This window comes from Silvania sp. (assembly GCF_051656365.1).
GTDB lineage: Bacteria > Pseudomonadota > Gammaproteobacteria > Enterobacterales > Enterobacteriaceae > Enterobacter > Enterobacter hatchlandensis.
This window is the reverse complement of sequence record NZ_JBOGBT010000088.1, coordinates 69790-81819: the sequence shown is the minus strand read 5'-3', so window position 1 is coordinate 81819 and position 12030 is coordinate 69790. Positions and strand designations below refer to the sequence as shown.

At 60.6% G+C, this 12030-nt stretch carries 9 protein-coding genes; 3 read left to right on the top strand and 6 right to left on the bottom strand.

Annotation, left to right across the window (positions count from 1 at the left end):
• Positions 1-164 precede the first annotated feature (164 nt).
• From ACRDD5_RS16860 to ACRDD5_RS16850, 3 genes are all read right to left on the bottom strand, one after another.
• Positions 165-605: a GNAT family N-acetyltransferase gene (locus ACRDD5_RS16860; protein ID WP_438677433.1), complete on the bottom strand. Its 441-nt coding sequence runs from the start codon at positions 603-605 to the stop codon at positions 165-167.
• Positions 606-664: 59 nt separating this feature from the next.
• Entirely contained in the window at positions 665-1054 is a 390-nt protein-coding gene (locus tag ACRDD5_RS16855; protein ID WP_438677418.1) for a GFA family protein, read from the bottom strand.
• A 187-nt stretch (positions 1055-1241) separates the two neighbouring features.
• The gene (locus tag ACRDD5_RS16850) at positions 1242-3482 is read right to left on the bottom strand and encodes a TonB-dependent siderophore receptor (protein WP_438677417.1); all 2241 of its coding nucleotides are present in this window, start codon (positions 3480-3482) and stop codon (positions 1242-1244) included.
• 256 nt (positions 3483-3738) lie between these two features.
• On the opposite strand from ACRDD5_RS16850, the gene fes reads away from it, so the two are divergent.
• The 3 genes from fes to entF are packed head-to-tail and all read left to right on the top strand — an operon-like array spanning position 3739 to position 9034.
• On the top strand, positions 3739-4944 hold the full coding sequence (fes, locus tag ACRDD5_RS16845; RefSeq protein ID WP_438677416.1) for an enterochelin esterase: 1206 nt from the start codon (positions 3739-3741) through the stop codon (positions 4942-4944).
• Positions 4945-4955: 11 nt separating this feature from the next.
• Entirely contained in the window at positions 4956-5168 is a 213-nt protein-coding gene (locus ACRDD5_RS16840) for an MbtH family protein (protein WP_271283491.1), read from the top strand.
• Positions 5165-9034 carry an enterobactin non-ribosomal peptide synthetase EntF gene (gene entF, locus ACRDD5_RS16835; RefSeq protein WP_438677415.1) on the top strand — a complete coding sequence of 1290 codons (3870 nt, stop codon included), beginning with the start codon at positions 5165-5167 and terminating at the stop codon, positions 9032-9034. The genes ACRDD5_RS16840 and entF overlap by 4 nt, the downstream gene beginning before the upstream one ends.
• Before the next feature lie 144 nt (positions 9035-9178).
• Here the strand turns inward: entF and fepC are convergent, their stop codons facing one another.
• The 3 genes from fepC to fepD are packed head-to-tail and all read right to left on the bottom strand — an operon-like array spanning position 9179 to position 11969.
• On the bottom strand, positions 9179-9979 hold the full coding sequence (fepC, locus tag ACRDD5_RS16830) for an iron-enterobactin ABC transporter ATP-binding protein (RefSeq protein WP_438677414.1): 801 nt from the start codon (positions 9977-9979) through the stop codon (positions 9179-9181).
• A complete protein-coding gene (gene fepG / locus ACRDD5_RS16825; RefSeq protein ID WP_438677413.1) occupies positions 9976-10968 on the bottom strand; it encodes an iron-enterobactin ABC transporter permease in 993 nt (330 codons plus the stop codon). Before fepG ends, fepC begins: the two co-directional genes overlap by 4 nt.
• On the bottom strand, positions 10965-11969 hold the full coding sequence (gene fepD, locus ACRDD5_RS16820; protein WP_271265870.1) for a Fe(3+)-siderophore ABC transporter permease: 1005 nt from the start codon (positions 11967-11969) through the stop codon (positions 10965-10967). The genes fepG and fepD overlap by 4 nt, the downstream gene beginning before the upstream one ends.
• Positions 11970-12030 lie beyond the last annotated feature (61 nt).

Here is a 12030-nt window from a genome sequence, read left to right as displayed (position 1 = left end):
GCAGCTGTTACCTAAACTCCGGCAATGGACAATAGATGGAAGGGATCACATCTAGTCGCTATCAAATGCTCATGAGCAGCTCAGATAAAAACGTCCGCTCCTCGCTCACAGCAGACCTCCTTCCACCTCGCGCCAGAAACGGACACCACAAGTATTATTGCGGATTAAACACTGCGACATTTCTCTAATCTGATATCAGTACCATTGATAACCTTTTTATTACCCCAGCCGAGTTGCAAATAGAATCGCGCCGCACGACTATTTTTATCCGTTTCCAGCCAGGCAATCTCATGATGTTTGAACAATTCATGCTCGGCCAGCTCAACAAGGCTTCGGCCAATACCCTTGCCTTCATATTCCGGCAGAACAAACGCCGCAAAAAGACATCCTTCATCCGGCAAAATCATTGAGAAGCCCACGACGTTGTCGTTTACGGTTGCAACCCATGCGCATCGACTCTGTTGTATCAGATCGGCAACGACGCTTTCGTTAATCCCCATCTGCTGCATTTCTTCGCGGCTCAGATGATTCTCGATAACCGAGGTTATAACGTCGAAAATACTATCAATATCAGAAAGTAGAGCTGATCTTGTAGAGATATTCATAAGTCTCATTCCATGTATGACAACATAAACATTGAGAATATTGCGCGGCACTTCGTTATTTATTGAGCGGTATCGGGCATGATTTTTCTCCACCATTCAGGTTTCATATCCTGAAATGAGTGAGATTGTGGCGAAAACATGGCGCATTCATTGTGATCAAAAATACCGCTTAGCAACGCAGTCACTGGAGTGTCATCGATAGCACCGACTGAACTGCCACACCTGGCACAAAATGCTCGGGATGAAGTCGAAGATGAGCGGAACAGAGAAGGCGTGCCCCCTTCACCCGTCCATTTAACGTCCGCCGAGTTGAATTCAAGCCATACTGCGGTCTGACAACCGGAATGCTTCTGGCATATATCGCAGGAGCAGGAATGAGAGGAAGCAGGGTTAATCGCTGTGAATCTGATAAACCCACATAAACACCCACCTGACAGTGTCAATTCCATATCAGTCGATACCTTATCAACGCTCAGAGAGTGATAAAGATAGCATCGTCAGCTCCTTGCTCACAGCGGAGGGAGCAGGTCAGGGGTTCACCCGTTCACCTTATATTCTGCTGAACATAAGGTGAAGGGATCATTCCTCAATACTTAACTGATGAGCATGACAACGCACGTTGCCTTAACGCTCTCATCAGAACTGCGTATTGACACTCATATACCACGTACGGCCTGGCTCGTTATAGGTATAAGCCCCCGCACCGTACATGTACGCGCCAGTCGCGGTATTCCCGGTAGTCTGGGCGTTACCCGCACGCCATACGCGCTTGTCGAAGACGTTATCCACGCCGCCGGTCAGGCTGACGTATTTGGTCACGTCCCAGGTCGCGCTCATGCCCACGATGCTGTACGGACTGACTTCGTCCAGCTCAGAACCGGTCGCCGGTTGGCCTTTGTAGTTGTACTTCTTCGGCTGCTGCTTGCCGTACCAGGTGAACGTAGACTGCACTGACAGATCCTGCTGTACCTGCCAGCTCAGGGTCGAGTTCAGCGTGTACTCCGGGATGATCGACAGACGGTCGCCGGTCTCTTTGTTCTTACTCTGCAGCATGTAGGTGATGTTGTTAGTCCAGTTAACCGCATCGCTGACCGGCACGTTCAGCGTGCCTTCCAGACCTTCAACTACCGCTTTCGGCACGTTTTCCCACTGGTAGATATCCGTTTTGGTTTTGCCAAGTGAGGTCTGACCCACTGGCGCGTAACCGGCTTCAATCTTGTCGCGGTAGTCGTTACGGAACCAGGTCACGCCCGCCAGCCAGCCGTCGCGTTTCCACTCCAGGCCAATCTCTTTGTTGATGCTGGTTTCTGCTTTCAGATCCTCGTTACCCAGCATGTAGCAGCCGACGCCGTCGGCGCTGGCGTAGCAACCCTGGCCTTTGCTGTACAGCAGGTAGTTCGGGTTGGTCTGATACAGACTCGGCGCTTTATAGGCGCGGGCGATACCCATTTTCAGGGTGAAGTCGTCGCCCAGGCCCTGAGACAGGTTCAGCGACGGGCTCCAGTTGTTACCCACCACCGAGTGATGATCGAAGCGCAGCGCCGGGGTCAGCATGGTGCTGTCGGTCAGCTCCATGTTGTTTTCGGCAAACAGAGAGAAGATCTCCGCATCGGAATACGGGCTGCGGTTGTTGTCGATCCCCGGAACCGCGCCACCCTGCAGGGCCTGGCCGTTGGAGGACATGTCCTTCATGCGCTGCTGATCCCATTCAGTGCCCAGGGTCAGGTTCTGGTTCACGATAAAGTCGATCGGCAGGTTGATTTCGCTGTGCAGCATCACGTCGGACAGGTCGGTATCGGTAAACTGGTTGCTGTTGAACAGCCCTTCAAGACCGCCCGCCAGCCCTTCGCCCAGACGCGAGTTGCGGGTGTGTTCGTACTGTGCCCAGTTGCTGGTGGTAATGCCGTTATCCCAGCCGCCGTTCCAGGTCACGGCGAAGTTCTGCCGATACAGACGGTTGGTCTCTTTGCCGTAGTTTTGCTTCACCAGACCGCTGCTGCTGTTGTCATTGTTGGTGTTCTGCGTGTCACCGGCGTAGAGGTTGTTCTGACGGCTGTAGCCCGCTTCAAACTGCAGGGACTGCATCGGGGCAAAGTCCCAGCGCAGGACGCCGTTAACGTCTTTATTTTCGACCCCTTCACGCCCGGCGGGCAGCGTATCGGCATAGGCACCGGTACGTTCAGACTGATGGCCCTGGTTGATATCCCACGCGTCGGCCTGGGTTTTATCAAGGTTGCCGTATAAGCGGAAGCTGAAATCCCCGCCCAGCGGGCCGTTGAGGCTAAAGTTGGTGCGTTTGGTGGAGCCCTCTTCTTTATGCTCAGGGGCATTCAGATAAGTGTTCCAGGAGCCATGCCACTCGTTGCTGACTTTTTTGGTGATGATGTTCACCACGCCGCCCGCGGCGCCGTTGCCATAACGTGCGGCGGCCGGACCACGGATCACTTCAATGCGCTCAACCATCTCTGGCGGCACCCAGCCGGTATCGCCGCGGGTGTCACGTTCGCCGCGCCAGCCCAGACGGATGGAGTTACGGCTGGTGACGGGCTTGCCGTCAATCAGGATCAGGGTGTTTTCCGGGCCCATCCCGCGGATATCAATCTGGCGATTGTTACCGCGCTGGCCGCTGGTGGAGTTGCCGGTCAGGTTCACGCCCGGCATAGTGCGGATGATCTCAGCCACATCGCGTGCAGGCGGGTTTTTACGGATCTGATCGGCGGTAATGGTCGACACGCCCGGCGCCTGCAGGTTCTGCTCGGCGGCGGTGATCACCATCGTATCTTCTGTTGCGGCGGTGTCGGCGGCCATGGCCGGCAGTGCAACACCGTAGATCCCCAGATTGACCAGTAAGGCCAGAGAGTGAAGCTTGTTATTCATTGTATGTCCTGCTTTTCGGTGCCGTATTCCCCATGGCTCCATTCCCTAACGGGTGAGGAGACGGCATGATATCGCCCGCAATTTGCGAAAACGCCTCGTTCCTGAGTCCGTACGCAGTGCAGGGCATGGCTAAGAAATTGTTTGCGCTTCCCACAGCGCGCCCATACGCTATTGCAAATGAAAATAGTTATCAATAATATTATCGATATTGTTTATCTTTTATCAAAAAAACAGAACAGGTCTTGGGGTTAACTCGGTGACAACGCTGGAAGCGGGAAGCAATGCCTGGTGGCAGGCAAAAAAAGGGCCCGAAAGGGTGCCGGAAGGGGATCATTATAAAGTCACGTTCTGGTGGCGTGACCCCGGTGGAACGCAGCACACCTCGCCGCTCAAACGGGTGTGGCTCTACATCACAGGTGTGACCGATCACCACCACAACGCCCGCCCGCAGACGCTGGTGCGCATTGCCGATACTGACATCTGGCAGTGGCAGGGTGAGTTCAGCCCCAGCTGGCGCGGAAGCTACTGTTTTATCCCCTCCGAACATGACGACGATTTCATTGAGTCAGTGTTTGCCACCGATCCGCCGGACCGCATGGCCCTGCGCGAAGGCTGGCGCAAACTGCTGCCCAACGCCATTGCCGATCCGCTTAACCCACAGCACTGGCGCGGTGGACGCGGGCACCCGGTCTCGGCGCTCGAAATGCCGCAGGCCCCGCTGCAGCCCGGCTGGGACCGACCCGACGCGTCGTACCCGCCACCCCAGTGTATCTCCTGGACCAGCGAAAGACTGGGCAATACGCGCCGGGTGTGGATCTTCACGAGTGGCGATGAAACCCCGCACGAGCGCCCGCTGGCGGTGCTGCTTGACGGGCAGTTCTGGGCCGAAAGCATGCCGGTATGGCCCGCGCTGACCGCGCTCACTCACAGCAATCAACTGCCGCCCGCCGTCTATGTCTTAATTGACGTTATCGACACCGCCCACCGTAGCCGCGAGCTGCCCTGTAACCCCGACTTCTGGCTGGCGGTGCAGGAAGAGCTTTTGCCAAAAATTCATGCACTCGCCCCGTTCAGCGACCGCGCCGACCGCACGGTGGTGGCAGGGCAGAGCTTTGGCGGCCTCTCCGCGCTGTACGCCGGGCTAAACTGGCCCCAGCGCTTTGGCTGTGTGCTCAGCCAGTCGGGCTCCTTCTGGTGGCCGCATCGCGGCGCGAACCAGGACGGCGTGATTATCGAACAGCTTAAAAACCAAAACCTGTCGGTGCAGGGCCTGCGCATCGTGCTGGAGGCGGGACGACGTGAACCGCTGATTTACCGCGCCGCTCAGGCGCTGTATGCCGAACTACAGCACGCGCAGCCGCCGGTTGTCTGGCGTCCGGTTGACGGTGGACATGATGCACTTTGCTGGCGGGGAGGGCTGACGCAGGGGCTGATGACTCTCTGGCAGCCGCTTATTCAATAACGGAGTCTGGTATGGAATTCAGTAACCCCTTCGACGATCCGCAGGGTTTGTTCGCCATTGTGCAAAACGGTCAGCAGCAGTACAGCCTGTGGCCGCAGCAGTGCGCCTTGCCCGACGGCTGGCGCGTGGTGTGCGAGCCGCAGTCGCAGGAGGCGTGTCAGCAGTGGCTTGTCGCCCACTGGCAAACCCTTATCCCGGCCCATTTTGCACAGGTGAAATCATGAGCGCACAACATCCTCTCGTTGCCGCCCAGCCGGGGATCTGGATGGCGGAACAGCTTTCCGACCTGCCCAATGCCTGGAGTGTGGCGCATTACGTCGAGCTGAACGGCCCGCTTGACGCCCCGCTGCTGGCGAAAGCGGTGGTGGCGGGCATGATGCAGGCCGATACCCTGCGCACCCGTTTTGCCGAAGATAACGGCGAAATCTGGCAGTGGGTGGACGACGCGTTCCAACTGCCGGAGCCGCAGATTGTCGATCTGCGTGCCGACGCCGATCCGCACAGTGCCGCGCTGGCGACAATGCACGCCGATCTCAACCAGAATCTGCGCGTCGACAGCGGGCAGCCGCTGGCCTTCCATCTGCTGATTCAGGTGGCGGATAACCGCTGGTACTGGTATCAGCGCTATCACCATTTAGTGGTGGATGGCTTCAGTTTCCCGACCATTACCCGCCAGATCGTGGCTATTTACCGCGCCTGGTCGCAAGGCGAAACCACGCCAGCGTCCCCGTTTACCCCGTTTGCCGAAGTGGTGGAAGAGTATCAGCGCTACCGCGACAGCGAGGCTTATACCCGGGATGGCGCATTCTGGGCTGAGCAGCGCAAACATCTGCCGCCGCCGGTGTCGCTCTCCAGCGCACCGCTGCCGGGACGCGCTGCCACCACTGACATTCTGCGCCTGAAGCTGACTGCTGACCGCCGCGCATTCAGCAAGCTGACCCATGCCAGCCAGACCCAGCCAACCGATCTGGCCCTGGCGCTGGTGGCCCTGTGGCTCGCCCGTCTGACCGGGCGCATTGATTATGCTGCCGGTTTTATCTTTATGCGCCGAATGGGTTCTGCGGCGCTGACCGCCACCGGCCCGGTGCTCAACGTGCTGCCGCTGGCCGTGAACATCAACCCGCAGGAAACCCTGCCGGAGCTGGCCCAGCGGCTGGCCGGACAGATGAAAAAAATGCGCCGCCACCAGCGTTACGACGCCGAGCAGATCGTTCGCGACAGCGGGGGAGCTGCCCGGGATGAAGCGCTGTTTGGCCCGGTGTTTAACGTCAAAGTGTTCGATTACCAGCTGGATCTCGACGGCGTACAGGCGGTGACGCATACCCTGGCGACCGGTCCGGTGAATGATCTCGAAATGGCGCTATTCCCGGACGAACAGGGCGGGCTGAGCATTGAGATCCTCGCCAACAAACAGCGTTACGATGAGGCCGCTCTGGTGCGCCATGTCGAACGCCTGCATGCCCTGCTGGCCCAGTTTGCCGCCAACAGCGACCTGCGCTGCGGCGAGGCGGAAACTCTCTCTGATGACGAGTACGGACTGCTGGAGAACATCAACCAGACTGCGGTCCCGCTGCCGCTCACCACCCTGAGCACGCTGGTAGCGGAGCAGGCTGCGAAAACCCCGGACGCCCCGGCGCTGGCTGATGCCCAGTACAACCTGACCTATCGCCAGATGCGCGAGCAGGTGGTGGCTCTGGCGACGCTCCTGCGTGCACGCGGCGTCAAACCCGGCGACAGCGTGGCGGTGGCGCTGCCGCGTTCGGTGTTCCTGACCCTGGCGCTGCATGCCATCGTCGAGGCGGGGGCCGCGTGGCTGCCACTGGACACCGGGTATCCCGACGACCGCCTGCAGATGATGCTCGAGGATGCGAAGCCGTCGCTGCTGATCGCCACCGACGACCAGCTCGCGCGCTTTAGCCATCTTCCGCTGGCCAGCTTTAGTTACAACACACTATTACCTGCGCTGGGTAGCGAACCGCTGCACCTGAGCACGCCGGAACAGACCGCCTATATCATCTTTACCTCTGGCTCCACCGGCCGCCCGAAAGGGGTGATGGTCGGACAAACCGCCATCGTCAACCGCCTGCTGTGGATGCAAAACCACTATCCGCTCACTGCACAGGATGTGGTGGCGCAAAAGACGCCGTGCAGTTTTGACGTATCGGTGTGGGAGTTCTGGTGGCCGTTCATCGCCGGTGCGAAGCTGGTGATGGCCGAGCCGGAGGCGCACCGCGATCCGCTGGCGATGCAGGCATTCTTTGCGCAGTACGGCGTAACCACCACCCACTTTGTGCCATCGATGCTGGCGGCGTTTGTCGCCTCGCTGACGCCGGAAAATGCGGCCTGCTGCGCCAGCCTGAAACAGGTGTTCTGCAGCGGCGAAGCCCTGCCGACCGGGCTGTGTCGCGAGTGGGAACAGCTCACCCAGGTGGCGCTGCATAATTTGTATGGCCCGACCGAAGCGGCGGTGGACGTCAGCTGGTATCCGGCATATGGCCCGGAACTGGCCGCCGTCGAGGGCAACAGTGTGCCGATTGGTTTCCCGCTGTGGAACACCGGCCTGCGCATTCTGGACGCAATGATGCGCCCGGTGCCGTTCGGTGTGGCGGGCGATCTGTATCTCACCGGCATTCAGCTGGCGCAGGGCTATCTTGGCCGCCCGGATCTGACCGCCAGTCGCTTTATTGCCGATCCGTTTGCCCCCGGTGAGCGCATGTATCGCACGGGCGATGTGGCCCGCTGGCTGGACAACGGCGCGGTAGAGTATTTGGGTCGCAGCGACGATCAGCTAAAAATTCGTGGTCAGCGCATTGAGCTGGGCGAAATCGACCGGACGATGCTGGCCCTGCCGGACGTGGCGCAGGCGGTGACTCATGCCTGCGTGATTAACCAGGCGACAGCCACCGGCGGCGATGCCCGCCAGCTGGTGGGCTACCTCGTCTCTGAGTCCGGCCTGCCGCTGGATCGCGACGCGCTGCTGGCGGAGCTGAAAACCCAGCTGCCGCCGCATATGGTGCCGGTGGTGCTGCTGCAACTCAGCGACCTGCCGCTCAGCGCCAACGGTAAGCTGGATCGCAAGGCGCTGCCGCTGCCGGAACTGACCGTTAAAACCCCAGGACGTGCGCCGGAAAGCGAAGCGGAACACGCAATTGCGGCGGCGTTTTCCACGCTGCTTGGCTGTGAGATCAACGATATCGAGGCCGATTTCTTCGCCCTCGGCGGTCACTCGCTGCTGGCGATGCGTCTTGCCGCCAGCCTGAGCCGCCACTTTGCCCGCCAGGTCACGCCCGGTCAGGTAATGGTGGCGTCGACGGTGCGTAAACTGAGCGCCTTACTGGCATCAGGGATGAGCGACGAGCAGGCCCAGCGCCTGGGTTACGAGACCATTCTGCCGCTGCGCGAAAGTGACGGCCCAACGCTGTTCTGCTTCCATCCGGCCTCCGGTTTTGCCTGGCAGTTCAGCGTGCTGGCCCGCTACCTCAGCCCGCGCTGGTCGATTACGGGTATTCAGTCGCCGCGACCAACGGGCCCGATGCAGCAGTGCGCCACGCTGGATGCGGTGATCGATGAGCATCTGGCGACGCTCTTAGCTCAGCAGCCGCAGGGGCCGTATTACCTGTTTGGCTACTCGCTGGGTGGGACGCTGGCACAGGGTATTGCCGCGCGTCTGCGCGAACAGGGTGAAGCGGTGGCCTTCCTCGGCCTGCTGGATACCTGGCCGCCGGAGACGCAAAACTGGAGCGAAAAAGAGGCCAACGGACTCGATCCGGCAGTTCTGGCTGAGATTGAACGTGAGCGACAGGCGTTTATTGCCGCCCAGCAGGGGCAGGCCTCCAGCGAGCTGTTCACGGCAATTGAAGGCAACTACGCCGATGCAGTGCGTCTGCTGACCACGGCCCACAGTGCCAGGTTTGACGGCAAAGCCACGCTGTTTGTTGCCGAACGCACGCGAACGGTGGATCCTCAGGTCGCCTGGGCACCATGGGTCGGGGAGCTGGAGGTGTACCGTCAGGATTGCGCCCACGTGGATATCATTTCCCCGCAGGCGTTTGAGACGATTGGACCGGTGCTGAAGGGGATTCTGGGGTAGTTTCCCCTCACCCTAACCCTCTCCCCATAGGGGAGAGGGGATCGCACGGAGCCGTCTTTTCATCCTGCTGCTTTGGGGAGAGAGGATCGCACGGAGCTGTCTTTTCACCCTCGCCCCTTTGGGGAGAGGGCCGGGGTGAGGGGATCAGACCGCACGTTTCCCCAGCGGCACCACCAGCGGCGTACCCGCCACCGGATCGTCAATAATCATGCAGCGCATCCCGTAGATCCGCTCGATCAGATCTGGGGTCACAATCTCTTTTGGCGCACCCTCGGCCACAATCTTACCCTCGCGCAGGGCAATCAGGTGGGTGGCATAGCGGCACGCCTGGTTGAGGTCGTGCAGCACCGCTGCCAGCGTGTATCCCTGGGTGCGATTCAGGTCGCTTAACAGCTCCAGCAGATCGATCTGATGACTGATGTCCAGCCAGGTGGTCGGCTCGTCCAACAGCATAATCGACGTTTCCTGCGCCAGCACCATCGCAATCCACGCGCGCTGGCGCTGTCCGCCGGACAGGGTATCGACGCTCTGCGCCGCCAGCGAGGTGATACCGGTGGCCTGCATGGCTTGGGTGACCGCCGCTTCATCTTCTTTGCGCCAGCGGGTAAACATCGGCTGGTGGGGATAGCGTCCGCGTGCTACCAGCTCCTGCACGGTAATGTCCCCCGGCGTGGTGGCGTTTTGTGCCAGCAGCCCGACCCGTCGCGCTACCTCTTTACTGTTGAAGCGCTGGATCTGCTCCCCATCGAGAAACACGTTGCCGTGGATGGGCGTCATCAGGCGGCTCAGGGTGCGCAGCAGCGTCGACTTGCCGCAGCCGTTGGGACCGATAATGGCGGTAAAGTGGCCGTCGGGTATCGCCACCTGCAGGTTCTCGGCCACGATTTTTTTGCCGTAGCCAAGGGTTAAATCGTCGCCGCGCAGGCGGGTTGCGATGTGTGTCATTTCTTGCGGGACTCCTGAACAAGCAAGACGATAAGGTAGATCCCGCCAAGGCTGACCGTCACCACGCCCACCGGAAGTTGATAAGGCATAAACAGCTGTTGGGCGCAGAGATCGGCGGCCAGCAGCAGCAGTGACCCGCACAGCGCCGACTGGGTTAATCCCCAGCGGGCGGTGCCGCTCAGACGGCGGGCAATGTGCGGTGCCACCAGCGCGATAAAGGAGATCGGCCCGGCGATGGCGGTCGCGGCGGCGGTGAGGACGACCGCCACCAGCATCAGCATCAGCCGTGAACGCTCAACGCCGACGCCCAGCGCGCAGGCGCTGTCGTCGCCCATTTCCAGCAGACGCAGGCGTTTCACCAGCAGCAGTGCGCAGACAAACATCAGCAGGATCAGCGGTGCGGCGGGCAGGGTTTTGGCCCAGGTCAGGCCGTTGAGCGAGCCCGCGAACCACAGCCCGGCAGAGAGCGAGGTCTCGAGCGATGCCCGCAGCAGCAGCCAGGTATTAAATGCCATCAGCATCGCGCGCATCCCGATGCCGATAATAATCAGGCGGAAGGTTTCGATTCCGTTGCGCCAGGCAAGCGCCCAGACCACCAGCGAAGTCAGGATCCCGCCCGCCATCGCCGCCAGGGTGATGGCCGTCAGATGCTGACCAAACAGCACCATCGCCACCAGCACGCCGCTCCAGGCCCCGGTGTTAAAGCCCATGATGTCCGGACTGCCGAGCGGGTTACGCATCAGCGACTGGAAAATCGCTCCACTGATCCCCAGCGCAGCCCCCACCAGCAGGGCCATCATCACTCGCGGCAAGCGCCATTCGGTCACCACCAGGGTGATATTGCGCGGTGCGCTGCCGGTCAGGGCATTAAAGACCTGGCTGAAATCGAGCGTCACGGCGCCGCTTCGCAGGCTGATGATTGCCACGCCCAGGCTCACCAGCACCAGCAGCAGGCAGCTCCAGACTAAACGGCGGGAAGGGGCCATCACAGGGCACCTCCGCGCTTACGGCGCACCAGGAAAATCAGTACCGGGGCGCCGATAAAGGCGCTGACCACCGAGACGCGCAGCTCGCCGGGCACCAGCAGGCGGCCAATAATATCGGCAAACAGCAGCAGGGCAGGGGTGGCAAGCAGGGTCACCGGCAGGGACCAGCGGTGATCGGCTCCCACCAGCCAGCGGGCCATGTGCGGCATCATCAGGCCGATAAAGGCGATGGGGCCGACCACCGCCGTGGCGCTGCCGCACAGCACGGTGATGACCAGTAATCCGGTGAGCTGGGTGCGCGCGACCCGGCTGCCCAGCGCGGTGGCGGTGTCGCTGCCGAGACTCAGACTGTTGAGCGCCCGGCTTAACAGCAGCGCCACGGCGGCGGCAATCAGTACCGGTACGCTCACCACCTGCAGGGTTTGCAGGGTGCGGATATCCAGCGAGCCCGCCTGCCAGAAGCGCAGCTGGTCATAAACGTCCGGATTGAGCAGAGCGATGCCGTTGGAGAGGCCGTCGAGCACCGCGCCAAGCGCCACGCCCGCCAGGGTCAGGCGCACCGGGCTGAGCTGGCCGCCGCCCTGGCTGCCGGTAAAGGCCACCAGCAGCGAGGCGGCAAAGGCACCGCAGAGCGCCATCACCAGCTGCTCGCTGGGGGAGGAGAAACCAAACAGCGCCGCACCCACCACGATGGCGAAGCTGGCCCCCGCGTTGACGCCCAGAATACCGGGATCGGCCAGCGGGTTGCGGGTCAGGGTTTGCATCAGCGCCCCGGCAAGGCCCAGTGCCGCCCCGGCCAACAGTCCGGCAAGGGTTCGCGGCAGGCGGGCATCCCGCACGATGGTGCAGTCAGCGCTTTGACAGGTGGCAGAAAAGGCATCCACCACCACGGAAAGCGGCAGCGGTTTAGCGCCCACCAGCAGGCTGAGGGCGATCGCAAGGAGGAGCAGTAACAGTAAACCGGGCACGGCAAGGGCGCGTGGCGCGGAAGAGGAGTACGACATAGCAACGTCCATGATTTGATAATGATAGTAATTATCGTTATCTATCTTATTTGGCTATGTT